Genomic DNA, 25916 nt, shown 5'->3' with positions numbered 1-25916 from the left:
TTTCGATAGGACTAATTTATTGAGGAGAAATATATGAAGAAAATGCTGAGAGGCTTTTCCTCTATCACAGTATTAATTTATTTATTGGCCGGTTGCACAGCATCAAACGAAGGCAATGTTAAGGGGTTGAGTGACAAGGAAATTGAAACGCGATTAGATAAACTACCGACATCACTTACCTCTGGCGATTTGTTTGATACAAGCATTCTCGAACCAACTCAGCTGTTTGATAATCTTTATTTTGTAGGTTACGTCAGTGTAGGTAGCTTTGTTGTCACCACGCCAGAAGGTATTATCTTAATTGATACTATGTGGACTCCTCACGACGCCGAACATGTCATTGTTCCAGGTCTTAAAAAATTAGGCTTAGACCCTGAAGATATCAAATCCGTGATAGTGACTCATGGTCACAGCGACCACTATGGTGGTGCTCATTATTTTGAAGCAAAATATGGCGCTACAATTTTAATGGGTAAAGATGAATGGAGCTATATCCACGATCCAAATGCCCCTGTTCTGACAGACCCTTTCGGTAATTTTTCTACAGAAATACCATTACCAGACACATACAGCCAAGTAACCGATGGTGAGACCATCGGGTTAGGTAACGCAAATATAACGGTACTTGCCACACCAGGGCACACCCCAGGGGGATTATCTTTATTAATACCGGTTACAGATAACGGCGAACCTCACTTGGTCGCACTGTGGGGCGGTACAGGATTACCCGATACGAAAGAAGAAAATCAAAATTATTTGCATTCTTTAAACTACTTCCAAAAAATAGCGAATAAGAAGGGAGTTGATGCAAGTATTTCAAACCACCCATTTTCAAATAACTTAATAGAAAAAATGAATGCATTGAAAAATCGTGAGTTTAATCAATCAAACCCAATCGTAACGGGCAATAAAGCGTTTAATGAATATATCGATAATGAGTTACGAAATAACGTTAAAAAGAAGCTGTCATCATTTAAATAGTGCGAAAGAGGCAACATAAAATGCCTCTTTAAAATTTGCGTCTGGCACTAGAACAATATAAAGATCTGGTTATATGAGAACTAGGATGATTAGGTATGCCCAATAACCAGATCCTATTAACATGGTTTGTTTGCATACTCACGTTATGTACGTGAATTGCCTACGCCACATGTTGTCTAATAGGCGACCTTACAAACTCCACACATCTTGAAACACTTTCACTATGAACTGTTTTCAGTTCACGTTTTCTACACTTATAGAACTTTTAGAAGCGGTTATAACTGCACCATACTAACCACCTATTGTTAGGAATAAAAATGAAGCAACAAGCTGGCTCGTTTATTAAAAGAAACTTACCGTTCATTCTATTTGTTGTACTGATGTTTTCATTTAGAAGTAGCGTGGCGGATTACTATCATGTACCGACCGGTTCCATGGAACCCACCATTCAAGTCGGTGATCGCATTGTGGTAGATAAAAGTGCTTACACCTTTGAACTGCCGTTTACTAATGTGGTGCTTGCCCAAACGGGCGACATCGCCCGTGGTGATATTGTGGTTATTCAAAGCAGTGCCGCCGATACGCGGTTAGTTAAACGTGTTGTCGCCATTGCGGGTGACACGGTTAGCTTAAGTCACAACAACCTAACCGTGAATGGCGAGCACGCTGTAATACACAGGCGCGAAAACTATGTATTCCAAGAAAATATGGGTGATAGTCAGCGCACTATTCAGCTATTACCGGTTAAAGGAGCGCGCTCGTCATTTAATGACGTTGTTGTACCTGAAAAGCATGTATTGGTAATGGGCGATAACCGAAATAACAGTGTGGATTCACGATACTACGGTTTTATTCCCGTAGAAGAAATTCAAGGTCAGGCAACCCGCGTGGCTTTTTCGTTAGATAAAGAAAATTACTATTTACCAAGGGGAGAGCGTTCTTTACTTGCCCTTCAGTAATATCAATATGAAAGGCATATTCTTAATAGGATATGCCTTGCCTCTTTCCCCTACACGGCATTAGTTATACGTTAGCGACAAGTCTCAGCACTTCCAGTCTATCCCCATTTTCCATTTGTACACAATTTGTAACTAACTCTTATCAAAAACAATAGCTTGGCAACTTGCTACTTTACCCACGTTAATGCTATTGATTGATTAGTAACCATCCGCGTTACTGAAATAATAAACAACAAGTAAAATGGAACCATAAGGAAATCACAATGAAACATGGCGTTAAACTTAGTGCGCTCACACTCGCACTGGCTGGACTCTCGTCTATCTCCACCTCACAAGCTCAAGAAGTAGAAGAAAAAGCTGAGGGAGTAGAACGAATTGCGGTAACAGGCTCTCGTATCAAACGAACCGACATTGAAGGCCCCTCACCTATTCAATCGATAGATGCCACCATGATAAAAGGCATGGGCTATGAAAACCTCCAACAATTGCTAGAACGTATGCCGGCTACCGGCGCAGGAACTTTCTCAACGCGCAACAATAGCCAAGACTCCACCGCAAATGGTGCGGCCTCTGTGTCCCTTAGAGGTATGGGCCCAGATGCCACCTTAGTTCTCATTAATGGCCGACGTGTTGCCATCAGTGCATTTGCAGAAAGTATTACTAACTCATTTGTCGATATTAACGCTATTCCGGTATCGGCCATTGAGCGTATAGATATCTTAAAAGATGGCGCGTCAGCTATTTACGGTTCAGATGCCGTAGCCGGTGTAGTGAATGTTATTTTAAAGAAAGACTATGATGGTTTAGAAGTAAACGTAGGCTATGGCGGTACCACAGGGCCAAGCTACGGTGAAACTACAGCGAATATGCTGTGGGGCAGCCAAAGTGAAAAAAGCAGCGCTACAGTCATTCTCGATTACTTTAACAACAGCCGGTTGGGCGCGGATGAAATGGGGCGGTTTGGCACGGCGAATCAATCGCCTTATGGCGGAATGGATTTTCGTTCTTCTCGCGGGTATCCCGGTTACTTCTATGTTGATGGTGTTAAAACCATCGATCCCGACTGCCCAGCTGATAGCGCAACAGCATCAGGAAGTTGTTTGTTTGACTATGGTCCATACGGACTCACTATTCCTGAATCGGAGCGCGTAGGTTTTATTGGCCAATTCGATTACAAAATTTCATCAGACGTTACCGCGTTTATGGAAGTTGCCGTACAGCACAATACCTCTGAAGCTGGCGGTGCAGCCACGCCACTTGATGAAGATGCTGGCTTAACCGTACCTGGCTCCCATCCTGATAACCCTTTCGGGCAAGATATTGATATTGGCCGATACCGCCCCGTTGATGCTGGCGCAAGACGTTGGGATATAGAAACAGATACCCTTCGGTTTGTGGCAGGCTTACGAGGCCAAATTTCTGACTACGACTGGGAAGCGTCTGTACAAAAAGGCAGAAGTCGATCGGAGCAAAGCGGTGACCAATCGCAAGGTTGGGTTCGCGTAGATTGGCTACAGGAACAGATTGACCTAGGTAACTACAATCCTTTTGGTGGTGTAACTAATTCACCTGAGGTAATTGATGCCATCACCACAAGCTTGGTTCGCCGAGGTGAATCTCGCATGACAAGCTTTGATGCTCACATTACTGGCGAAGCATTTGCGTTAGGTGATGAAATGGTCATGATGGCTGCAGGGATAGAATATCGCGAAGAGCAAGTATCAGATATTCCAGATATCCAATTCCAGCAAGGACTAATTTTTGGTACTGAATCTGTTTCTGCTAACGCAGAGCGCGATCAATATGCCGCCTATCTGGAATTATCAATTCCTATCTCTGATCAACTAGAGCTTCAACTGGCGGGTCGTTACGACGACTACAGTGACTTTGGTAACACCACTAACCCGAAAGTTGCTTTGCGTTGGGCGCCTAGCGATGAAGTCACCCTTCGTGCCTCGTGGGCACAAGGATTTAGAGCGCCGTCATTGGCACAAGTAGGTTTGGGTCCTTCACAAAAGAGTGTATTCTTTGTGGATAGATACCGCTGTGAAGCAACAGGTTTAGATTGTGAATCGCTAGATTACAATATTGAATTTGCAGGTAACCCAGATTTGGAAGCGGAAGAGTCTGAATCGTGGAATGTGGGCGCAATTTGGGCCCCAACGCAAGCGCTTGGCTTAAGTGTTGATATTTGGAGTATCACCCAAGACAACAAGATTGATGAGCAGCAATTTGGATTGGTATACGACACTGAGTGTAATAATCAAGACAGCGAAATTTGTGTACGTTTAAATCCACAAGGCGGCGCTAGCTTAGGGGTTATCCAAAAGATATTTAATACTTATCAAAACGTGTCTTCACAAGAAGCTGCGGGTATCGATTTAAGTGCAAACTACATGATTTCGCTTAACGACTATGGCGACGTTAAATTCAATCTTGATTGGTCTTACCTTACCGAATTTGAAAAAGACGGCTTAGATTACACGGGCGAATATGGTTATCCTGAGCATCGCTGGTTGTTTGGCACTACGTGGAGCAAAGGGGCGTTCGACGCTAATTTGAATATTAGTTTTGTGGGTGAGTTTGAAGATACACCCGATATCGACTTCGACGGCGTGTTAGATTTTGAAGAAAACACATCTCGTATGGTCGACTCACAAATGCTAGTGGATATTCAAGGTGGCTATAACGTGACCGACACTATTCGACTTGTACTTGGCGTAAACAACGTATTAGATGAAGAACCACCCTTTGCTATAGGGAATGGCGATAGCGACCTTTACGGGTACGTGGGTAGTATCCACAATCCACGCGGCCGCTTCGTATATACCAAAGCAACGTTTAGGTTCTAAACGCTAGCGCTAACTGTGATTGCCTGAATGTCAGGCAATCACAATCCAAAGTGAATTAGCATTAAGTTAGCAATAGCTGCTACTAACATGGCTAAAAAGGTCAGTAACATACCTGCGATACGTTGCCAACTTGCCCCACTATGATGTCTTAATCCGTAAGCATGGAAAATACGCCCGAATAACAGTGAAGATGCTAGTAGATGTACCGCCCAACCTTGCCCCGTATTCGCTTCAAAACACGCAATCATAATTAAGGTAATAGGGACATATTCACTAAAGTTGCCATGAGCGCGACTGAGCCTTTTTAGATCTTCGTTGCCACCATCACCCAAGCTAATTTGATTTTTTCTACGAACGCCTACCACTAGAAATGATAAGTATAAGTAGCAAATCCCCAACAGACTGGCATAAAACGCCGTTATAGGTAATACCATGAGTTAGCTCCACGTTTATATTAGTTATTCTGCAATTATTAAACGCTATTCGCTTATAACATACAAGTAACAAAAAAGGCCGCTACTGCGGCCTTTACAAATCAACAAGCTTTATTAACCTAGAAGTTCTGCAAGCTCTGCGCTTACTTCGTCAACTGGGCGTGTGCCGTCTAATTTGTGGTATTCGCAGTTGCCCGCATCAGCTTCAGCGCTATAGTAATTAACTAATGGCTTAGTTTGCTCATGGTAAATTGCAAGGCGTTTACGTACGGTCTCTTCTTTATCATCATCACGGATAATAAGGTCTTCACCAGTATCGTTGTCTTTCCCTTCCTCTTTAGGTGGGTTGTATACAACATGGTATACGCGACCTGAAGCAGGGTGTACGCGACGGCCGCCCATACGCTCAACAATCACATCATCTGGTACGTCAAACTCAATACAATGATCGACAGAAACACCCGCTTCTTTCATTGCATCAGCTTGAGGAATTGTACGAGGGAAGCCATCTAACAAGAAACCATCTTTACAATCGTCTTGTGCAATACGCTCTTTAACTAGCCCAATAATGATTTCATCAGATACCAGCTTACCTTCATCCATTACACGCTTGGCCGCAAGGCCCATTTCCGTACCTGCTTTTATAGCAGCACGAAGCATGTCACCGGTAGAAATTTGGGGGATCCCATATTTGCCCATTAAAAACTGAGCTTGTGTGCCCTTACCCGCGCCAGGAGCGCCGAGAAGAATAATTCGCATGAGTGCGTTCTCCGCTTATGATTTTGAACTTTTTTACTTGGGGCACTTTACACATTCAGCACCACAGTGACAAGTATAAGCCCCACTGTAGAGGGAAACTAAACACTTATGATGAATATATATACTACTTATGGCCCGTTATAAAATCCGACTTTGGTCTTAACTCACTGCTTACGTTCAAACGTACCGAATGAAGTTAGCTAAACGGGTAAAATATAACATAGATTAACGTGCAAAATAGATTTAAAGACCCTAGAAACAAAAAACGGGCATTACGCCCGTTTTATATTAATTAACTTTTAATATTAAAGCTTATTTTGCTAACTTCATTAGTAAAGTGTTTAAGTTTTGCACAAACGCTGAAGGGTCTTTTAAGCTACCCTGTTCAGACAATGCAGCTTGGTCAAACAATACACCAACCCATTGCTTAAACAAATCTTCGTCTTGCGTTTCTGCTAGGGTTTTAACCAAAGCATGCTCTGGGTTAAGTTCGAATAGATACTTAACATCAGGCACAGGCTGACCTGCAGCTTGCATCAACTTCATCATCTGTGTGGTCATGCCGTTGTCATCAGCAACAATGCACGCAGGAGAATCAGTTAGACGGTGTGTAAACTTAACGTCTACGACTTTATCGCCAAGGGCGGCTTTAGCACGCTCAACAATACCTTCTACTTCTTTCTCTGCTTCTTCTTGGGCTTTCTTAGTATCTTCATCTTCAAGGTCGCCTAAATCTAAGTTTGCTTTCGCTATAGATTCAAACGGCTTTTCGTTGAAATCGCTTAAGTGCGACATTAACCACTCGTCAATGCGCTCACCCATTAGCAATACTTCAATGCCTTTCTTACGGAAGATTTCTAAGTGCGGGCTCGATTTAGCCGCTTGTAGGCTGTCTGCCGTTACGTAGTAAATCTTATCTTGGCCTTCTTTCATGCGTTCAATGTAATCTGCCAACGACACGGTTTGAGCGTCAGAGTTACTATTGGTTGATGAGAAGCGAAGTAAACCAGCGATTTTTTCGCGGTTACTATGGTCTTCAGAAGGGCCTTCTTTCAGCACGTTGCCAAATTCGTTCCAGAATGACTGGTACTTCTCAGCATCGTTCTTGGCCATTTTCTCAAGCATTTGAAGTACGCGCTTGGTACAACCTTGACGCAATGCCTGGGTTACCTTGTTGTCTTGTAGAATTTCACGAGACACATTAAGTGGCAAGTCGTTGCTGTCTAGAAGACCTTTAACGAAACGCAAGTAATTAGGCATAAACTGCTCGGCGTCATCCATGATGAAAACGCGCTGAACATATAGTTTTAAACCGTGCGCTTGGTCGCGGTTCCACATATCAAACGGAGCTTTAGAAGGAATGTACAACAAGCTTGTATATTCAGTCTTACCTTCAACTTTGTTATGTGCCCATGCAAATGGGTCGGCAAAGTCGTGGGATATGTGCTTATAGAATTCTTTATATTCTTCATCAGAAATATCTGATTTCTCGCGGGTCCATAAAGCAGTAGCTTTGTTGACTAGCTCCCACTCGCCTGGCTGTGCTGGCGTCTTCTCGCCATCAGGGCCTTCGCTTTCAGGCACTTCTTCTTTCCACATTTTAACCGGAATACTAATGTGGTCTGAGTATTTGCTTACAATTGAACGTAAACGCCAATCATCAGCGAATTCTTTTTCGTCTTCACGAAGGTGCAATACAATTTCAGTACCGCGAGTTGGTTTGTTGATTTCTGCTAAGGTAAATTCACCCTCGCCTTCAGAAATCCACTCAACGCCTTGTGATGCATCTGCACCAGCGGCACGGGTGCGTACCGTTACTTTGTCAGCAACGATAAATGCTGAGTAAAAGCCAACACCGAACTGACCAATCAGTTGTGAGTCTTTTGCGTTGTCGCCAGAAAGTTTACTGAAGAAATCTTTTGTACCCGACTTTGCGATAGTACCTAAGTTGGCTATCACTTCGTCGCGGTTCATACCAATGCCGTTATCAGCAATAGTTACCGTGCCCGCTTCTTTATCAACACTAATTTTTACGTTTAGGTCGCCATCATTTTCATAAAGGCTGTCGTTTTCTAGTGCGCGGAAACGTAGCTTGTCTGCTGCATCGGCAGCGTTAGACACAAGCTCACGTAGGAAGATTTCTTTATTTGAATACAAAGAATGAATCATCAGATGTAGAAGTTGTTTTACTTCCGTCTGAAAACCGTGGGTTTCTTTATGGGCTGCTTCAGCCATAATCCAATATCTCCTCGTTGAATGGATCACGTTACTTTCAAACAGGTAAGGCCGAACTAGCAGTTTTCAACAGCAAAGAGAAAAAATATTATTGGGGAAGCGCCGCAATTTAGAGTTTGCGGCGACCAGAAAAGGCGTGAGTAAGGGTGTTACCGTCTATATATTCAAGCTCGCCGCCCACAGGCACACCATGGGCAATACGAGACGCTTCAACGTTATGGGCCGCACAAAGCTGGGCTATATAATGCGCAGTGGCTTCACCTTCCACGGTGGGGTTGGTGGCAAGGATCACTTCGTCAATGCCACCTGCACTAAACCGGGTTTCCAATTCATTTAGGCCAATTTCTTCAGGCCCTACCCCATCGATAGGTGACAAATGCCCCATCAATACAAAGTACTGCCCTTTATAACTAAGGGTTTGCTCAATCGCCAGCACATCTTGCGGGCTTTCAACAATACATAATAAGCCACTGGCCTCACGCTCGGGGTGACGACAAATTTCGCATAGCTCATCTTCCGTAAATGTTCTACAGCGCTTGCAGTGATGGATATGCTCCATGGCGTTGTGCAACACATTACTTAAATCTATCGCGCCCTTACGGTTGCGCTCCAGAAGGTGAAACGCCATACGCTGGGCGCTCTTATTCCCTACCCCTGGTAGGCAAGTTAACGCTTGAATTAATTCATTCAGTAACGGGCTAAACTTCATACAAACTACTTATCATTTTAAATCGGATTACAAAACAACTACGCATGCTACTCAGTAAAGGTTCTTGTTGCACACCTTAATAAAGGTTTGCCACAGGTTAGTTTGACTCAATTATTTTTTCTTTTGGCTTTTTCGCCTTTCGAATCAACTTTTTATGTACTTCATCGAGTTTAATTACATACGCGTTGCCGCCGAAAATACCTTTAAACTTCTCGTCAGTAAATATAATGGTATTGTCGTCTTTAAAAGTAACCGCCTCTTTTTGCGTAATTAAGCCCAAATCGATGCGGTAAACATCGCCAGAGAAGAACCTATCCCCTTTGAAGTTTTCGAATAACCAAATACTGGTGGAATCCAATAGCGCTAGCTTAGTTCTGTCAGGACTCAACGCCGCCGAGGTTATCCAGCACAGTTTTTCCATCGTAGTACAAGTTTTGAAAGAGTCGATTAGCTCGGCATCAAAGTTAGCCGCATGATCGCCCACTTTATATACGTTAGTAATACCATCAAAGGGCTCAGTTCTATTTTTTGTGAATAAATAAAGGTGGCGCCCTAGCGCAACAAAGGCTTCCAAATCGAAGTTACGATCATTAGGCTTAACCGGTGTTTTCCCGTCCATTTCAGGATACGTAAACTTTATGATTTCGGCGTTCGTCGACTCGGTTTTAATATCGATTGGATTTTCTATTTTGTAAATAGTCAGCCATTTTCTGTCGTTATCATTATTACCAAAATCGCCTAAGAAAAAGTGCCCGAAGTCATTTTGAGTAATGTCTTCCCAATCAATGTTTTTAGCATTGGCTACCATGACTTCTTTGGTAATGTCACCGTTGTCGTCTAAACGATATAACTTAGGATCATCACCGCTATCGTTAATAGCCCAAAGAAAGCCTTTTTTGTCATACTCGATGCCAGAGATTTCGTTTAACTTAGGATCTACGGATAACTGTTTTTTGCTATATAGCCTGTGAGTAGAAATGCCAAAGAGGGTAATGGCTACGACAGCGACTACCGTCACCGACAGGATAATACTTTTTTTCAGCATGAAAATGATGATATTTCTGAACGTTAAGATGGGATGTATTATTACTGATGGTCTACCATAACTAAAGCGTTTTATGCTGAACCTACTGACCAATCCGTTAAAGCAGACTATTCCAAAATAATAGGTATAAGCTGCGTTTAATAAAAAGCTGATGTTAAGTTACGTAAAAACAATACCTGCATTGTATAAAAATATATTTAGAAAAACATAAGCCACTAAAATTATGGCATTTAATTTACTTAAAACACATTTTTGTACGTTTATAGGTTTATATAAATTTAAGTGATAGAAATAAACACCCACCCTACCCATTCCAATATCGTCAGAAATTTTTACACCCAGCGTCTTAAAATTAATAATAACTAGTAAATTCAATAAATTAAAAACTGGCTAATTTCTTGCTCAGGCACTTTCGAATCTTGTAAATAGATCAAAATCAAAAATAAAATTTGTAGAACATCAGGGATGTAGTAAATGCCTATCTCAAAAAAAATTATAAAAATTAGCACCTTCACACTCAGCGTTTTATTTTCTGCTCAATATGCCAGTGCTATTGTTATAGAAAGCAGTGACTCTGCCGAATTTTTAACCGACGCATTGTTTATTAACAATTCAGGTTTAACCATTACCGACCAATCGCTATCGGGTCAATTTGGTCAAGCTGGCGTTTACATTAATAACTCAGGAACCTACGGGCTGCCTAGTGCTGGCGGTATAGTGTTTAGCACAGGCCAAGTTATCGATTATGTCGATGGACCGAATGAATTTATCGATAATGGCTTTGGATCAGTAGAAAGTCCCCTTCCACCTACTGACAACGGTAATGAGCTAGAGGCGCAGTTCTCTAACAATCCTGTTGATTATTTTGAGCAAGATGAAGCGAATGAAGTTGGAAATGAGCAGTCTGGGCCAGTAGATGGTGTAGCCAACGAGTATGTGCCTCAAAACCCAGCATCAGCGGCACAAAATACCATTTTATCTCCAATTACGGGGCAAACTGAACATTTCGATGCGGTTCAATTAGATATTACTTTTGATGTATCTGATGATGTGGATACTGTGTCATTTATTGCTGCGTTTGGTTCTGAGGAATTTCCAGGCTATGTTGATAGTGATTATACCGACGGTTTTGCGCTATTGCTTAACGGTGCGAATGTAGCCTTTGCACCTGTAGCAGAGCTTGCCGTAGACGGTGTGTTTGCCCCTATCTCAATAGACCATCCTGATTTCGAAGCAATTGAAGGCACAGAATTGAACGGTTTATTAGCACCTAATGGCATTCCGCTTTTGCAATTCGATATTCCGGTAGAACCAGGTAGTATTGGAAATACGTTCACTATGTTACTCGCTGATGCATCGGACGATGCGTTAGACACAACTGTATTCTTGAGCAGCTTCGGTAATTTCGATGTAGAAAATGGTGAGTCGGAATTTACACCGTTAATGCCTGATGAAGACATTGAAGTAGGTGAAGAGAGCGAATTCGTATTTACACTACCTGAAGTTGAAGCTGGCGAAACAATTTGGTTCGATCCAGATGTATCGACAGGTTATACGTACACTGCTGGTAACGGTGGACAATTTGCCAGTGTTACAGCACCGACTTTACTTAGTGTAAACGATGCCGACGGATATTTAATTACCATTACTGACTCGTTAGGAGTGGAATCAACAGAAGCACTTATGGCAGGTCAAACCTTCGATTTTCCCTTCCCTGTTACAACATTCACGTTAACAGGTATCAATGAAGATTTAATGTTAGATCCTACTGATCCAACCGCGTTTGTTACCGGTGTGTCGTTTGAAGAGACGGGTTCATATACAGTGTCGCAAGCTGCTATTACAACCTCTACCACTAGCGTGCCAGCGCCGTCATCAATTGCTATATTCTTGCTTTCTCTTGTTGGTATTTCGCTAGCACGCAAGCATAAGCGATAACAGACGTAAGTACGCGTTAGCGAAAATTTTCGCTAACGCAAAACTTAAACGCCACTAATTACCACTAATCGCAAAGTAATGGAGAGGGGTGCCTATTGCACCCCGAAAGTAAATGACATGATGAAGTTTGTACTAAGCCTTAGCGTTATGTTTATGTCTTTTTCCGCCCTAGCGGCAGACAGTGAAGGCGCATTTAATACAAAGGGCGCGGCAAAGCGCAGTTGTGAAGACTTTACAAGTACTTATGCTGAACAAGGTGCTGAAACGTATTTGTATGGCGGTTGGCTTGAAGGTTATATAACGGCGTTTAATGCACTGCAGCAAAAAACGTTCGATATTACGCCATGGCAAACAACTGAGCTTATGTTGTTAATGCTAAATAAGCATTGCACCGATAACCCTGACCAAAAATTTCTAGATGCCACTAATATTATGCTGCAAGCGTTTTTGCCAACTCGCTTGGTAACGCGTTCAGATATTATTGAAATGACAATTAACGACAGCACAATTTACATTTATCAAAGCGTGCTTGATATGACCACCGAGGCTTTAAAAGCGAGCGGTTATAATGTTGATATGGCTGAAAGCGAATTTAACACATCTTATGTGAAGGCTATTACCCAATATCAACAAGCAAAAGGTATTGCAGTAACGGGCTTCCCCGATCAGCAAACACTTGTTAATTTGCTATTGGTGCCCACCAAGTAGTGCACAATGCAGGTGTGAATATAAATTGCTGCAAAATATAAAACAGACTGATACAAAAAAGCTCAAGAGTTAATTTCTTGAGCTTTTTTTTCGATTCATATTCAGTCAAGCTAGCGCTTTAGGAACATGGAGCTCTTTATGCGGTTCTAGTTTATAGGATGATAGTTGCCTAAAACGGCATTTTGAAACCTGGAGGAAGTGACATTCCACCAGTCACATCGCCCATTTTTTCTTTACTGGTTTCTTGAACGCGGCGAACGGCATCGTTAAACGCGGCAGCGACCAAGTCTTCAATCATGTCTTTATCGTCTTCCATTAACGAGTCGTCAATGTCTACGCGGCGAACATTGTGGTTACATGTCATGGTTACCTTAACCATGCCTGCACCGGCTTCACCTGTGACTTCCAGCTTAGCCAAATCGTCTTGCACTTTCTGCATACGATCCTGCATTTGCTGAGCCTGCTTCATCATGTTGCCCATTCCACCTTTAAACATATTCTTTTCTCACTGTGTCTTAGTGTTAGTTAATGTTGCTATCGCGCTTTAACCGAGTCGGTCACTATTGATGCGTCGAACGCTGATAACAACGCTTGTATTGTTTCATCGGTATGTACCACCGATTGTGCATGCGCTTGACGCATAGCAATAATGTCTTGTTGCAACGCATAAGGCGTTTGATTTGGCGAACCAAGGGTGATGGTAATGTTCTCCCCTTCGCCAAAACTATGATGCAATACATCAAGCAACTGTTGTTTTGCACTGTCTTTTAGTAGATGCGCCTGACTGTTATCAATTTCAAGCGTTATACCCTGATCATTTCGCAAAAAAGAAGCATGAAGCACCAATTGTTTAAGTAAACCTGCAATAGGCATTTGCTCTACATCATTGCTCCACTTATCAATTTGGCTCGCATGAACAAGCTTACTACCATCATCCAGATAAGCGGCGAGCTTACCTTGATACTCACTAGTAAATTGATTTACTGGCTCAGCACTAAATTCATTATGGGCTTCGTTTGGCCCTGGTTCATGACCTACAGATTCGGTTTGCGATGCTTCGTTACCTGCTGATTCGGTTTGCTGTGTTTCGTTATAAGCAGGCTCACTATTGCCGCCATACTGCGGCGCGTCAGGCATTGGTGAATCAATACGAGTAGCGTGCTCATTAGCGTTGGCTGCAAACGGCTCATCATTATGTTGCACACCGGTATCCCACGGGGGCATATCGCTATGATTTTGAGTGCTAACGTTAGAGGTAGTGTTAGCGCCAGCGCTTAAATTTGTGTCTGAATCTACGTTTGAATTTGAAGTAGCAGAACTCGAAGGCTCAGTTGCCGATGCAATAGCCGGTGCAGCGTTGTTATATGACGTCTCGACGGAAGCAGCAGCTTCGTCAGGCTCGCCTTTAAATTGCTCATCACCTTGGCCTTCACTAGAAGGGGCAAGTGAGCCTTGGCTTGAAGCCTTACTCATTCTATCTACAAAACTAGTAGTTTCGTTCGTCGCTTCAGGCTTTTTCGCAGCTTGTTCTGCGCTTTCATCACGCTTTTGCTTTAATCGCTGTCGTAGCGCGAGCATATCAGCCGTCGATGTCAGCTGTGCCTCTGGCGTGGGCGTTGACTTGGGCGTAGTTTGAGAATCAGCACTTTCATCTGATAGCGGTGCATTTGAAAGCTGAGCATCGGCAAAATCAGGCGGCATAAATGACGACTCACCATCGTCATCGTAAGGCGGTGGCATATCGTCCATGTAAGCATCAGCAGGCGGCATATCATTAAACGGTGCCGAGTCTGAAGATGTATGCACTGGTGACAAGCTTTGGGTTTGCTGACCATCTTCTTTTGAAGGTGGCTCATCACTTGAAGGCCGATCATCTACTGAAGGTTGATTATTTGCTGTAGGCTGAGAGGCACCTGAAGGCTGGCCATCTTTAGAATGCGCTACCTGCTGGGACTGCTCTGCCTGTTCAAAAGACGCTCCCGATTGAGAAGCGACTTCGTTATGCACCTCTTTTTCATAAACTGAAGTTTCTTGTTCAGAGGGAGTAATCTGCGAAGCGGTTGAATCTGCTACATCAGTAGAAGAGAAATTCACATCAGTTTGCGCGTGGGCGGTTTCATCAATAGCAGTTGCTGCATCTAGAACATTAGCACTTTCAGCATCTTGTTTGTTGTTGGAAACCTCTTCACCGGCTGACGCTGACCCAGCTTCTGTACTTTCTTCATGTGATTGGCTTTTCGCGCCTTCAGCACTTTCAGCATTAAAAGAGCTAGCGGCAGAAGTCGTACTTTGCGCTTCTGGCTCAGAAATTAGTGTTTTTTTTTCCGCCGATGCAATAGGCAACGAGCTATCAACCGTACCACCAGCTATTTCTGAAGGCGCATCGGCTAACGGCGTACTAGGTGCAAATGTCATCATACGCATTAAGGTCATTTCTAATGCGCTCCTGCCGTCTGATGAGAAAGGTAAGTCCTTTCTTCCTTGCAGTGCAATTTGATATAACAATTGCACTTGTTCAGCAGAAATTGATTTAGCAAGTTGGTAAATAGCTTTGGCTGACGTCGTTTCCAATTTACAGGCTTCAGGTACCCATTGGGTTAGCGCTATTTGATGTAGCGTACTACCTAATTCGGCAAGCACATGATCGTAATCAGGTGCTTGTTCCGACATATCCTGTACCAATTGCATGACATCGGCTGGCGTTTTACTTACCACCGCATGCAATAACTTCACAAGCTGGTTTTTATCCATTAAACCAAGCATGTCGGTGACCACTGATGCGTTAACCGCATTACCACCTTGTGCAATGGCTTGGTCGGTTAAGCTTAAGGCATCACGCATACTCCCCTGTGCAGCGCGGGCTAACAGCGCTAGCGCTTGCGGCTCAAAGGGTAAAGCTTCTTGCTCTAGAATATGATTAAGCTGCCCTACTATTTGCTCTCGCGACAATGCTTTTAGATTAAACTGTAAGCATCGGGATAAAATAGTAATAGGGAGCTTTTGTGGATCGGTAGTAGCCAGTAAAAACTTAACGTGAGGCGGTGGCTCTTCTAGCGTTTTTAGTAACGCGTTAAAGCTGTGCTTAGAAAGCATGTGTACTTCATCAATAAGGTACACTTTATAACGGCCGCGGGTAGGCTTGTATTGAACGTTATCAAGCAACTCTCGGGTATCTTCTACCTTCGTGCGTGATGCCGCATCAATTTCAAGCAAATCAACATAATTACCCTGCTCAATTTCTTTACAGGTATTACATTGACCACAAGGGTTAGACCCCTGCCCCTCTTCGCAGTTTAAACTTTTAGAAAATATACGAGCAATGGTGGTTTTACCTACCCCTCGCGTACCTGTGAATAGGTACGCGTGGTGCAAGCGGTCGTTATCTAACGCATTCGAAATAGCTGAAACAACATGTTCCTGCCCTACGAGTTCACTAAACTTACCCGGGCGCCATTTACGTGCTAATACCTGATAACTCATTGCCTGTATTTTTATCCTTATTCGCCGTCGAACTCACAAAGCGTGAAGCTTTTAATACCCATCGCGGTTAGCTTTTCACGGCCACCTAGTTCAGGTAATCCGATAACAAAGCCAGCATGTTCAATGGTGCCGCCTAATGTACGGATTAGCTTTGCTGATGCTTCGATGGTACCGCCCGTTGCTAGCAGATCGTCGATAAGTAACACTTTATCGCCTGGCTGGATAGCATCCTTGTGAATTTCCAACGTATCAGTACCGTATTCAAGATCGTAGGTTTCACTCACCACTTCACGGGGTAATTTGTTGGGTTTTCTTACTGGAACAAAACCAATGCCCATCTCGATGGCCAGTGGTGCGCCGAATAAAAATCCGCGCGCTTCGGTTCCTGCTACTTTGTTGAATCCCATGTCTTGGAATTCTTCAAGCAACAATGCGATACAACTACTGAAAGCCTTATGGTCTTCTAGTACGCTAGTAACATCTCTAAATAAAATACCTGGCTTTGGATAGTCAGGAACGGTTTTAACAACTGATTTTATATACTGTGCAGTCACAATTATGCCTTGAATGTCTGCGTTATAACCAGAAGGTAAACCAGCCGCAGATGATATGCATCAGCGGAAACGCGAGTAAAGTTACGATAGAAGCTAGAAAGTACCACTTATTGTAGACTTCTTTGAAATCTGAATTGTCTGCCATATGCACTACCTAAACAATTTAACTAACAAAAAAATGGTCGTAAATGTTAATCGAAAGCAGACCGGATTGACAGCGCTATTGTGGTCAATTGCCTACTTTCCCAACATTTAACAGCCAAAGTTACACACTCGCGTACAACTTTAGCCTTTCTTCACTTAAGTGCCAGATAAAAACTGATGATTTAGTGTTCAGCAGATTGTTCAGCTAGGTAGTAAAATACCTTTTTGCAGCATGTCGCTTACTATTTGCTGCATACCTTGAAGCACAGTTTGTTCTGGTAGGTGGTCTAATTGTTTACGAAGCTGCTCACCTAAGGCGTCTATGTCTATGCCTTGTTCGTGCTGTTCAATGGTATGCAATAACACGGCGGTAAGCGGATTCAAATGCACAAATTCTACGCGCTGCTCTTCATTACGATACACCACATAGAACTGTTGCTCGGGTGCGGGGGCTTCGGGAATATGATCCACGCCAATTAAATGCACGGGGTAGGTATAGGAAGCAAGAGTAGCCAACGGGGAAACGCTCACCGTTGTTACCTGTTCACCCACATTGAAATACACCACATCACGGAAAGTTTTTCGAATGCTAATATCTAATTCTAGCCATTCATAATGAGCAAGCTCAGCGGCGAATGCTGGTAATTGAAATGAGAGTTCTGGGCTTGCTGATAAATACTCTACAAATTCTTTGCTAATATCTGAAAAATACGGAGAACGGCTTTCATGATGAATAAAAAAGGCGCGCACCAATACATTCCAGTTTTCTTCGCTTACCAATGATTTTAACACCGGAAAACCTGTGCTTATAAAACCTGAAATATTATTAAAAAACAGGGATTGGTAAATATCCATGCGGCGTTTAATGTCGGCGTCGTTTGTTTCAAACGAATCTGGATCTTTAATCGCATTAACAAACTCTTGCTGAACGGATTTAAAATTCTCGCTCATGCAGACTGCCCTTCGAATACGGTTTGGTGACTTGCAATACACTGAGCTTGTATCACTTTAATACGCTGTACTTCTTTTAATAACACTTCTATAGCGGGAATATTAAAATCACGCTCTAACAATGTAGGGAACACACCGTGGGTGTTATAGGCATGCTTCAGTAAATCCCATACAGGCTCAATAACATCAGCGCCATGAGTATCTACTTTTAAATCTGGGGCTTCATCGAAGTGACCAGCAATATGGCCATAGACAATTTTGTCGCTAGGTAAGCGGTTTATGAAGTCATAAGCGTCATAGTTGTGATTGATACTATTTACATAGACGTTGTTCACATCAAGCAGTAACGAACAACCTGACTCTGCTAATACCGCATTAGTAAAATCTAGTTCAGACATCTCTTGCCCTGGCGCCAAATAATAAGACACATTTTCTAGTACCAATGGCCGCTCGATAATGTCTTGAACCTGCTTTATGCGGCTTACAACATGGTTAACAGCGTCTTCGGTGAAAGGAATAGGCATAAGGTCATACATATGGCCGTTACCAGAACAATAGCTTAGGTGTTCGCTATATAAATCGATATTGTGAGTGTCTAAAAAGCGCTTTACCGTTTTAACGAATTCGATATCGAGCTTGTCGCTACTCCCGATAGAAAGGGACAAACCGTGTGTGGTAAAAGGCGCTTGTTGAATACTTTGGGCAAACTGACTTTCGTATGTGCCCCCTAAAGGGATCCAGTTTTCGGGCGCAACTTCCCAAAAGTCGACTTCGCTAGGCAATGTTGGTAACAACTCATCTAACATCTCGCGACGAAAACCTAAACCTGCACCTTGAATATGCTTCATTATTTCACCCCAATTTCACACTAAAAAGGCCATCGAATGACGGCCTTTTTTATACTGCAATTGCCGTAGCTTTACATGCTACCGCATTTACCTTCACCACATTTTCCTTCTTTGGCTTTTTCCATTTTACCTTCGGCCATGCTAGCTGCTTTATCGCCACCGCATTTACCTTCGCCACATTTTCCTTCTTTGGCTTTTTCCATTTTACCTTCAGCCATGCTAGCTGCTTTATCGCCACCGCACTTACCTTCGCCACATTTACCTTCGGTAGCTTTGGCTGCTTTGTCGCCACCACACTTACCTTCGCCGCATTTACCTTCGGTTGCTTTAGCCGCTTTGTCGCCACCACACTTACCTTCGCCGCACTTGCCTTCAGTTGCTTTGCCCTCTGCAGATTTGGCGGCTTTATCACCACCGCACTTACCTTCACCACATTTGCCTTCAGCAGCGAATTGGCTATAGCCAGACTCTAATGACTGCATTGAAAATGGGTTAACTTCAGCCATAGCAACCGTAGATGCCAACGAGCCAATAACAACCGCACCAAGTGCCGTAGCAACAGAAGATTTTTTAATTTGTTTCATTTTATCTACCCTCAAAAGTATAAGTCTGGTTTTAACGTGCGGTAAGCACGTGTAGTAGTATAGACCTAGGAGACAGTGATCAAATTTCACTTTTTATTAATATTTTTTATATTATTAAAATTTAAAGGTATTTTTAGCTAAATTTTATAGTCCCAGTTTAGAATCGATGTAGTACCTAACTCAGCGTAACTCGTTTACCTTACAACTAAAGTAGGTTAGGTTTGTTCTGATTGATTTCTTTTGAGCAAATTTAATACATGTTAAAGCAGTTTTATTTGGGTGACTGGCAAGTTGAGCCAGCCTCCAATACCCTTATATTAGGTAAAACCAAGCGCGCCATTGAGCCCAAAGCAATGGACGTTTTATTGCTATTGTGTCAACAAGCGGGGGAAGTAGTTAGCGCCGATGACATTGTTGCTCAATGTTGGCCCGACTCACCTGTTGGCGATAACCCTATTCATAAAACGATTACTCAATTACGCAAAGCATTGGGTGATAAAGCCAGCTCGCCTTCTTTTATAGAAACCATTCGAAAGCGGGGATATCGGGTTATTGCCGATGTTCAGTTTTTAGAAGATGAACAAACACGTGCTGCAGAAACCGATTGGCAAGGTCAATCTCCGTTCCCTGGTTTAACCGCGTTTACACAACAAGAAAGCCAAGTTTATTACGGTAGAAATGCAGCAGTAAAAAATCTGCTCGCTAGGCTTGGGGACCAATTCACAAAAAAACGCCCTTTTACCCTTATTATCGGCCCTAGCGGTTCAGGTAAAAGTTCGTTAGTGCACGCCGGTTTATTACCTAGGTTATTAAACAATAAGGGCGCGAATGGTGTTCATGCCATCGATTACGCCAGTATTGATATTGCAGATATTCAGGCAGCACAGATTGTAGAAGAACTTGCCGCCTTTATGCTGGATTGGGATATTAACGATGCCCCCTTATTTGAAGGGGAAAGTGCAGATTCGTTAGCGGCAAAACTAAAGGGTGACCCCAAGTCGGTTATCAATATAGCGAAAGCTAAACTTACTACTACAAGCCAGTACAACAACGTCGCTTTCCCGTGCTATGTAATTGTACTCGATCGCCTTGAAGCCTATTTGGCCACCAACCATGTTGATAGCGCCCATAAGCAAGCGGTATTCACGCTGCTTGAAACATTGGCTGAAAGTGGCTTCATTTTGATGTTGTTAGTATGTAGGAATGATTTCTACCATCACTTAGCTGCATATCCCACCCTAATGAAAAATAAAGAGCGCGGAGCACATTTCGACCTTACACCCCCCTCTGCCAGTGAATTAAGCCAGATGATACGTCTTCCTGCTATTGCCGCAGGGCTAGAGTGGGAAGAAGATAGCCATACCGACGTTACGTTAGACGACATTATACTTACCGATGCCGCGGCTGAACCCAACTGCCTTCCATTATTACAATACACCTTACAAGAACTGTATTTGCAGCGAACAGACAACTTACTGCAAGTTAGTACCTACAAACAGTTAGGCGGTATGGAAGGCGCAATTGGGCATAAAGCTGAACAGCTTTATCTACAAATGTCGGCATTAGTTAAAACCGCACTCGACCGCGTGCTTCCTCTTATTGTAACGCTTACCCAAGATGGCAGTAACTTAACTAGCCGCACCGCATTTTGGAGTGAACTTAATAACGATAACGAGAAAAAATTTGTCGAGCTAATGGTAGAGCATCGTTTATTTGTATCGCACCTTTATCAAGACAAAGCCTGCTTTAAAGTGGCGCATGAAGCTGTGCTTAAGCGCTGGCACCGGGTACAAGATTGGATCCAGCAGCACCAAAGCGCGCTGGTGAGCAAAGGCCGACTAGAACAACAAACCAAACAATGGCTACAAGATAATAAAAGTAAGGCGTTTTTGCTTACAGAAGGAAAGCCCTTAACGGATGCTTTGGCGTTAAAAGGCGACACTAGTTTAAGCCTTTCCCAAGACGAACTCGCCCTCATTAAGGCATCGCAAAAAACCGCCCAACGCAAACGCGTTATTCGCGGGGTGACCTTTGCAGCCCTTACCGGTTTAACGGTCATTTCGTTTGGCGCCATGCTACAAAGTCAGCAATCGCAACAACTGGCCGAAAGAAAGCGGTTAGAAGCTGAAAATTTAATGGGTTATATGATAGGTGACTTTGCCGATAAACTGCGTAGCGTAAAACGTATGGATTTATTGGAAGGTATTAGCGAACAGGCACTTCATTACGTTGAACAAGCCCAGCAATCCAGTGAGTATGGATTTTTTACCATTAGCCCGCCAAAAGCCAGTTTCGAACTGCGTTTTCAACATGCGCTTTCACTGCAAGCTATGGCAGAAGTACGATTTTACCGTGACGATGTAGCCACTGCGAAAGACGCTTACGAAGAAGCGGATGTGCAAATAAAGGCGCTGTTGAGTGACGCGCCTAATCACTTCGAGCTGCTAAAAGCTGCGGGGGCAAGCGCATTTTGGTTGGGCCACATTGCTTATGATGATGGCTTGATGGACATAGCCAGAACGGCATTCGAACGTTACTTGGGGTATAGCGAACGTATGCTAGCACTAGCTCCAGATAATACTGACGCCATGATGGAGGTGGCTTACGCACAAAACTCTTTGGGCTCTCTTGAATATGAAAACTTCGAGTTTAGTAAGTCGATTAAATACTTCAGTGCATCACTAAAGCTCAAACAATATATCGCTGAACAAAACCCTGGTGACCTTGATGCTCAGCTTTATGCTGCCGATACCCTGTCGTGGATTGCGTCGGCCACTGTTCATACTGGGGAATATGAAAAAGCTTATGGGTTGTACGAGGAGGCTGACGAAGCTTTTGAAAAGATGTATAAAAAAAATAGTTCTAATGCAGCTATTATCGAGCCTTATGTGGCACTACTCGTACAAAAAGTGCGACTAACGATATATATGAAACATAGCGCAGTACACACTTCAACATTGGAAAAAGCTTACCAAAAAATTAACACCGCAATCTCTCAAGACCCCAATAATAGCGAATGGAAGGCAGATTTACATAATATCGAAATATTGTTGCTGCTAAGCTCATCTGAGTTAGGAAAAAATATCGATATCGATAGCGCGGAACAATTTGCTTTAAATTCGGACGACGCGTGGAATCTATTGTATCTGGTTGAGTATTATCAATTGAATAATGAATGGAGTAAAGCAGACAAAATCCTCGCCAATCTACCTAATCATGACTTCGAGAACTCGAAAGGTTTGAAGCCATCAGATAACTTTGTCGATGATGCAAACAAGCTACGAAATGCACTGGCTAGATTTGTACAACAAAGCCGTAATAAAAATAACATCAATCAAACATTATGTGAGAATCTCCAAAAATTCTCAGCGCCAATAATGAAGAAAACATCACACCCAGGGTTTCTGCTACCTTATTTGTTTTCTATAAAGTGTATAAACAAAAAGTTAGATAGCAACAAACACCACTTAGAAAAAGGCGAACTATTAGCCTTTCCTTATTACTTTAATTATTTAAAAGGAAACTAGAACTATGTCCAACCCAACACCAGTGTATCAATTTACTGTTTCTGTCGATACTAAGTCTACTCCAGCAAGGTATACAATATGCGATCTTTCAGGTACGCCCACATCAGGAAACGTAAACGTAACTGAGTTAAATACCATGATAATGTATACCCTTGACGATGATTCCAATGACCTACAATTCGTTGGGCCTTTAGTAACGGGCGATATCGATAATGACCTTACGTATAGTATTACTGCTGATGGTCAAACCATTATCTTTGTAGATTCCGATGCCACTACTGAAAACATCTGCATGAAATTGGTTACTGCGCCTAAAAAGAATGTGTACACCAGCCAAGATCCACAAATTATAAATAAAAAACCAGGTTAAATAATTTAGGGCTTTTTATAAAAGCCCTCTATTCTACAAAAAGCAAATCTGATCCCTTCCCTGAGACTTCGCCTGATAGAGCAACGTATCAGCCGCATTCAGCAAACCTTCTTTTGAACTGTAGCGATTCTCCATTTGGGTTGCCACCCCCATGCTTACCGTTAACTCTGATTCTTGCGTTAGCGCAAACTGCCTAGTACTTAGTTGCGATATATGTCGCTTAATACGTATAGCGAGCAATTGAGCGGTCTGTGCTGAACAACGGGGTAACACTAATGCAAACTCCTCACCGCCATAGCGTGCGGCTAAGGTATCGCGATTAGGAAGGCTTAATGAAATAGTTTCCCCTATTCTCTTTAAGCATCGGTCCCCAGCTATATGGCCATATTGGTCATTGAAGTCTTTAAAATGATCGATATCAATAAATATAATACTTAGCGGTACGTCGTCTTGCTCGCAAATATCCCACTGTTTATCTAGATATTCGGCAAACCTATGGCGGTTAGCTAGCCCTGTTAAATAGTCGGTATTAGCTTTGTGCAATAACGAACCATACTCGGCCTTGTGAAGCGTAAGGTCGCGGAGTATACAAAGATACAATGTATTAGCCGACGAGAATGCTTCTGGTAACGTTGATATCGACATTTCCACACACACTTGTGTTTTGTTGTCGCGGTCAGCTTGAAGGTTAACTTCCATAGGGGGGGAGGAAATTAAACCCTGCTGGCCTGCATCTAAACTCTCAATTACATAGGTCTGAGACTTGCCTGTATCATCTATCACTAACTCAAGTAAGTTATGTCCAAGAAGTCTATCTTTTTCTATTCCCAGTAATGAGGCGGAAGTAGAGTTAAGCATTTCAATAGTGCCGTTAGCATCTATAACGACAACTGCTTCATTGAGAAAATTAATCATGCGCGAAAGTGAAGAGTCCTGGTAAAAGTTAAAAAGCTTTTCTGTGGGTTTTTTATTGATATTTTTACTAAGCATTGTTGAAAACATTCCTTATCCCCTAGCTCTGGGCTGTATTGATGGAACAAAGATTAAGGAAATTTCCCTAATTAAACCTTCTGGTTACCTTACGACTTAAAACACTGATTTAAATAACAAATTCTATTACGGGAAGGTTAACTCTCGAATCAATTAAGTAGGATGTGCAACGTTCGAGCAGGAATATCTGTGGCATATAGCACAGTGCATATTTTTCACAGCATGTGTCCTTTTAACACTTTATTTACTTAAACCTGGAATACAAAAAAAGAAAAGACCATTTAAATCATAACGTTAATGCTTGGCACAAAGTATGAATCATAAATCGGGAACGAAATAATGTGATTTTCAAGATAGGAATAGAGATATGTAGGAGTAAAGGCATGAAAATACCTTAGTGCCTTGTAATAGTCATTTAAACCGAGAACGGTTTTGGCATTCACTTCTCATGTTCAACCCAATGCATTACAAATGCAAAAGAAGGAATTTATTATGAAAAAGCTAACGTTAGCAATGGTTATTGGCGCAGTAATGTCTACTTCTGCTTTCGCTGCCCATCACGAATCTAGGATAACTTCAGACTTTGAGGCACTAGATGCAAATGGCGACGGCATGCTTTCAAAGGAAGAGGTTAAGGGAAGTATTACTGAAGAAACTATGTCTAATATAGATTCAGATGGCGATGCTATGATTAACCACTCTGAGTTTACTGCCTACATAAAAGCGAAGCCTGAAAAATTTGCTGACGAACTTGTTGTTAAAGAGAAAGCAAACCACGACGACAAAGCTGATGTAATACATCACCCCATGGACGAGAAAGAGGCTATGGGCACAGATGGCGACGTAATTAGCGAAAAAAATAAAGAATTGCGTACACAAATGAAAACCAGTGCAAGCCTTGAATCAATGAACAAAACATCCGCTATGGCTAAAAAGAATTCTATGGGCGCAGACGGCGATGTAATTAGTGAACAAAATAAAGAAATGCGTTCTGAAATGAAAACTAGCGACACACAACAGTCGATGAAACATGGTGATGCCATGGAAGAAACGGGTGCTGTGATCAGTGAAAAGAACAAGACATTACGTACAGAAGTTACGGATGCTGCAAATATGCGATTCGATGAAGCCGATGCCAATAAAGATGGTGAACTATCTAAACGTGAAATTGAAAACGCTGGTATTAAAGGTGATTTCATGACCATGGATAAAGATGGCAACGAACTTATTACGCGTATGGAATACCGTAGATATTTTGAAGAAATTAAGACAATGGGTCAGTAACACTAATTTCCATAGTGTTATAGCTCAAGCCCCGCGCATCTGCGGGGCTTTTTACTGTAAGTCGCTTATAGAGCGCAGCTAAACAAAATAGAAGAGTTTTAATATAGAGTCGAACTTTCTATCACGCATAAAAAAAGGGCTATCCGTTAGGGTAGTTGTCGTTGTGAAGCAATCGTTGTGAAGCAATCGTTGTGAAGCAATTTCTTCGAATGGGACCTGACAGTGTGGAGGGCCACCCCGTGCTACTCTCACATGGGTTGGACACACACTGGGCTACGCCGGTCACCGATTCTCGGCAACGCTAATACGTTACTCCGGGCTTCTGCCCTACGCCCTTCGGGTCGCGTTAAAGCGCGTTTAAATGTGTTCCCTACACATTTATCACTTCTGAGTTCGGTGGCTTATATGCATGGGGTGCAGAATCATGATGCTTTTTATCATGCTTCTTTTTTGGAATGAGCGCGCAAGGACCTGCAGTACACTCAGCGTTTTACTAAAGCGTACCTGCTAATTTCACTTTCCTTTACACATAAAAAAAGGGCTATCCGTTAGGATAGCCCTTCT

20 protein-coding genes are annotated in these 25916 nt (G+C 42.6%); 8 read left to right on the top strand and 12 right to left on the bottom strand.

The genetic code is table 11. The features are described 5' to 3' along the window. Nucleotides 1-33 precede the first annotated feature (33 nt). From J8L84_RS19040 to J8L84_RS19030, 3 genes are all read left to right on the top strand, one after another. Nucleotides 34-981 (top strand): MBL fold metallo-hydrolase, encoded by a 948-nt coding sequence (locus J8L84_RS19040; protein ID WP_211072073.1) that lies wholly within the window; start codon nucleotides 34-36, stop codon nucleotides 979-981. Between the two features lie 317 nt (nucleotides 982-1298). Continuing rightward, the gene (lepB, locus tag J8L84_RS19035; RefSeq protein WP_211072072.1) at nucleotides 1299-1940 is read left to right on the top strand and encodes a signal peptidase I; all 642 of its coding nucleotides are present in this window, start codon (nucleotides 1299-1301) and stop codon (nucleotides 1938-1940) included. A 263-nt stretch (nucleotides 1941-2203) separates the two neighbouring features. Beyond that, the gene (locus tag J8L84_RS19030) at nucleotides 2204-4792 is read left to right on the top strand and encodes a TonB-dependent receptor (protein WP_211072071.1); all 2589 of its coding nucleotides are present in this window, start codon (nucleotides 2204-2206) and stop codon (nucleotides 4790-4792) included. Between the two features lie 38 nt (nucleotides 4793-4830). Here J8L84_RS19030 and J8L84_RS19025 read toward each other — a convergent pair whose 3' ends face one another. From J8L84_RS19025 to J8L84_RS19005, 5 genes are all read right to left on the bottom strand, one after another. Next, nucleotides 4831-5226: an MAPEG family protein gene (locus J8L84_RS19025; protein ID WP_211072070.1), complete on the bottom strand. Its 396-nt coding sequence runs from the start codon at nucleotides 5224-5226 to the stop codon at nucleotides 4831-4833. A gap of 114 nt (nucleotides 5227-5340) precedes the next feature. Further along, complete coding sequence (adk, locus tag J8L84_RS19020; protein WP_013783409.1) at nucleotides 5341-5985, bottom strand: adenylate kinase; 645 nt, start codon at nucleotides 5983-5985, stop codon at nucleotides 5341-5343. 312 nt (nucleotides 5986-6297) lie between these two features. Further along, a complete protein-coding gene (gene htpG, locus J8L84_RS19015; RefSeq protein ID WP_211072069.1) occupies nucleotides 6298-8220 on the bottom strand; it encodes a molecular chaperone HtpG in 1923 nt (640 codons plus the stop codon). Nucleotides 8221-8329: 109 nt separating this feature from the next. After that, nucleotides 8330-8929 (bottom strand): recombination mediator RecR, encoded by a 600-nt coding sequence (recR, locus tag J8L84_RS19010; RefSeq protein WP_211072068.1) that lies wholly within the window; start codon nucleotides 8927-8929, stop codon nucleotides 8330-8332. A gap of 97 nt (nucleotides 8930-9026) precedes the next feature. After that, entirely contained in the window at nucleotides 9027-9974 is a 948-nt protein-coding gene (locus J8L84_RS19005; RefSeq protein WP_211072067.1) for a hypothetical protein, read from the bottom strand. A gap of 474 nt (nucleotides 9975-10448) precedes the next feature. On the opposite strand from J8L84_RS19005, the gene J8L84_RS19000 reads away from it, so the two are divergent. Next, nucleotides 10449-11912, top strand: a complete 1464-nt coding sequence (locus J8L84_RS19000; protein WP_211072066.1) for a choice-of-anchor L domain-containing protein — start codon at nucleotides 10449-10451, stop codon at nucleotides 11910-11912. A gap of 117 nt (nucleotides 11913-12029) precedes the next feature. After that, nucleotides 12030-12620 (top strand): peptidoglycan-binding domain-containing protein, encoded by a 591-nt coding sequence (locus J8L84_RS18995; protein WP_211072065.1) that lies wholly within the window; start codon nucleotides 12030-12032, stop codon nucleotides 12618-12620. A gap of 169 nt (nucleotides 12621-12789) precedes the next feature. On the opposite strand, the gene J8L84_RS18990 is transcribed toward J8L84_RS18995, so the two are convergent. The 6 genes from J8L84_RS18990 to J8L84_RS18965 form a co-directional block, all read right to left on the bottom strand. Continuing rightward, on the bottom strand, nucleotides 12790-13116 hold the full coding sequence (locus J8L84_RS18990) for a YbaB/EbfC family nucleoid-associated protein (protein ID WP_062087580.1): 327 nt from the start codon (nucleotides 13114-13116) through the stop codon (nucleotides 12790-12792). Nucleotides 13117-13154: 38 nt separating this feature from the next. After that, the gene (gene dnaX / locus J8L84_RS18985; protein WP_211072064.1) at nucleotides 13155-16100 is read right to left on the bottom strand and encodes a DNA polymerase III subunit gamma/tau; all 2946 of its coding nucleotides are present in this window, start codon (nucleotides 16098-16100) and stop codon (nucleotides 13155-13157) included. 17 nt (nucleotides 16101-16117) lie between these two features. Next, nucleotides 16118-16654, bottom strand: a complete 537-nt coding sequence (gene apt / locus J8L84_RS18980) for an adenine phosphoribosyltransferase (RefSeq protein ID WP_013783400.1) — start codon at nucleotides 16652-16654, stop codon at nucleotides 16118-16120. A 345-nt stretch (nucleotides 16655-16999) separates the two neighbouring features. Then, nucleotides 17000-17749 carry a putative DNA-binding domain-containing protein gene (locus J8L84_RS18975; RefSeq protein ID WP_211072063.1) on the bottom strand — a complete coding sequence of 250 codons (750 nt, stop codon included), beginning with the start codon at nucleotides 17747-17749 and terminating at the stop codon, nucleotides 17000-17002. Beyond that, nucleotides 17746-18597 carry a DUF692 domain-containing protein gene (locus J8L84_RS18970; RefSeq protein ID WP_211072062.1) on the bottom strand — a complete coding sequence of 284 codons (852 nt, stop codon included), beginning with the start codon at nucleotides 18595-18597 and terminating at the stop codon, nucleotides 17746-17748. Before J8L84_RS18970 ends, J8L84_RS18975 begins: the two co-directional genes overlap by 4 nt. Before the next feature lie 71 nt (nucleotides 18598-18668). After that, complete coding sequence (locus J8L84_RS18965; RefSeq protein ID WP_063457513.1) at nucleotides 18669-19181, bottom strand: hypothetical protein; 513 nt, start codon at nucleotides 19179-19181, stop codon at nucleotides 18669-18671. Nucleotides 19182-19438: 257 nt separating this feature from the next. Between J8L84_RS18965 and J8L84_RS18960 the strand changes: the two genes are divergently transcribed. Then, complete coding sequence (locus J8L84_RS18960; RefSeq protein ID WP_211072061.1) at nucleotides 19439-22708, top strand: winged helix-turn-helix domain-containing protein; 3270 nt, start codon at nucleotides 19439-19441, stop codon at nucleotides 22706-22708. A 4-nt stretch (nucleotides 22709-22712) separates the two neighbouring features. Further along, nucleotides 22713-23078, top strand: coding sequence for a DP-EP family protein (locus J8L84_RS18955; RefSeq protein WP_211072060.1), 366 nt, complete (start codon nucleotides 22713-22715; stop codon nucleotides 23076-23078). Between the two features lie 33 nt (nucleotides 23079-23111). Here the strand turns inward: J8L84_RS18955 and J8L84_RS18950 are convergent, their stop codons facing one another. Continuing rightward, nucleotides 23112-24068, bottom strand: a complete 957-nt coding sequence (locus tag J8L84_RS18950) for a sensor domain-containing diguanylate cyclase (protein WP_247670887.1) — start codon at nucleotides 24066-24068, stop codon at nucleotides 23112-23114. 492 nt (nucleotides 24069-24560) lie between these two features. On the opposite strand from J8L84_RS18950, the gene J8L84_RS18945 reads away from it, so the two are divergent. Beyond that, complete coding sequence (locus J8L84_RS18945) at nucleotides 24561-25352, top strand: EF-hand domain-containing protein (protein WP_211072058.1); 792 nt, start codon at nucleotides 24561-24563, stop codon at nucleotides 25350-25352. Nucleotides 25353-25916 lie beyond the last annotated feature (564 nt).

The sequence above is a fragment of the Alteromonas sp. MMG017 genome (assembly GCF_018100795.1).
Classification (GTDB): domain Bacteria; phylum Pseudomonadota; class Gammaproteobacteria; order Enterobacterales; family Alteromonadaceae; genus Alteromonas.
This window is presented reverse-complemented; position numbering and strand designations above follow the sequence as displayed.

What these genes read in the sequence shown, in the direction of transcription:
- J8L84_RS19000 (WP_211072066.1), top strand. Translation starts at nt 10,449, where the DNA reads ATGCCTATCTCAAAAAAAATTATAAAAATTAGCACCTTCACACTCAGC.
- J8L84_RS18945 (WP_211072058.1), top strand. Translation starts at nt 24,561, where the DNA reads ATGAAAAAGCTAACGTTAGCAATGGTTATTGGCGCAGTAATGTCTACT.
- J8L84_RS18970 (WP_211072062.1), bottom strand. Translation starts at nt 18,597, where the DNA reads ATGAAGCATATTCAAGGTGCAGGTTTAGGTTTTCGTCGCGAGATGTTA.
- J8L84_RS18960 (WP_211072061.1), top strand. Translation starts at nt 19,439, where the DNA reads ATGTTAAAGCAGTTTTATTTGGGTGACTGGCAAGTTGAGCCAGCCTCC.
- J8L84_RS19040 (WP_211072073.1), top strand. Translation starts at nt 34, where the DNA reads ATGAAGAAAATGCTGAGAGGCTTTTCCTCTATCACAGTATTAATTTAT.
- J8L84_RS18965 (WP_063457513.1), bottom strand. Translation starts at nt 19,181, where the DNA reads ATGAAACAAATTAAAAAATCTTCTGTTGCTACGGCACTTGGTGCGGTT.
- lepB (WP_211072072.1), top strand. Translation starts at nt 1,299, where the DNA reads ATGAAGCAACAAGCTGGCTCGTTTATTAAAAGAAACTTACCGTTCATT.
- J8L84_RS19005 (WP_211072067.1), bottom strand. Translation starts at nt 9,974, where the DNA reads ATGCTGAAAAAAAGTATTATCCTGTCGGTGACGGTAGTCGCTGTCGTA.
- recR (WP_211072068.1), bottom strand. Translation starts at nt 8,929, where the DNA reads ATGAAGTTTAGCCCGTTACTGAATGAATTAATTCAAGCGTTAACTTGC.
- J8L84_RS18950 (WP_247670887.1), bottom strand. Translation starts at nt 24,068, where the DNA reads ATGCTTAGTAAAAATATCAATAAAAAACCCACAGAAAAGCTTTTTAAC.
- J8L84_RS18975 (WP_211072063.1), bottom strand. Translation starts at nt 17,749, where the DNA reads ATGAGCGAGAATTTTAAATCCGTTCAGCAAGAGTTTGTTAATGCGATT.
- J8L84_RS18955 (WP_211072060.1), top strand. Translation starts at nt 22,713, where the DNA reads ATGTCCAACCCAACACCAGTGTATCAATTTACTGTTTCTGTCGATACT.
- J8L84_RS19030 (WP_211072071.1), top strand. Translation starts at nt 2,204, where the DNA reads ATGAAACATGGCGTTAAACTTAGTGCGCTCACACTCGCACTGGCTGGA.
- J8L84_RS19025 (WP_211072070.1), bottom strand. Translation starts at nt 5,226, where the DNA reads ATGGTATTACCTATAACGGCGTTTTATGCCAGTCTGTTGGGGATTTGC.
- J8L84_RS18990 (WP_062087580.1), bottom strand. Translation starts at nt 13,116, where the DNA reads ATGTTTAAAGGTGGAATGGGCAACATGATGAAGCAGGCTCAGCAAATG.
- J8L84_RS18995 (WP_211072065.1), top strand. Translation starts at nt 12,030, where the DNA reads ATGATGAAGTTTGTACTAAGCCTTAGCGTTATGTTTATGTCTTTTTCC.
- dnaX (WP_211072064.1), bottom strand. Translation starts at nt 16,100, where the DNA reads ATGAGTTATCAGGTATTAGCACGTAAATGGCGCCCGGGTAAGTTTAGT.
- adk (WP_013783409.1), bottom strand. Translation starts at nt 5,985, where the DNA reads ATGCGAATTATTCTTCTCGGCGCTCCTGGCGCGGGTAAGGGCACACAA.
- htpG (WP_211072069.1), bottom strand. Translation starts at nt 8,220, where the DNA reads ATGGCTGAAGCAGCCCATAAAGAAACCCACGGTTTTCAGACGGAAGTA.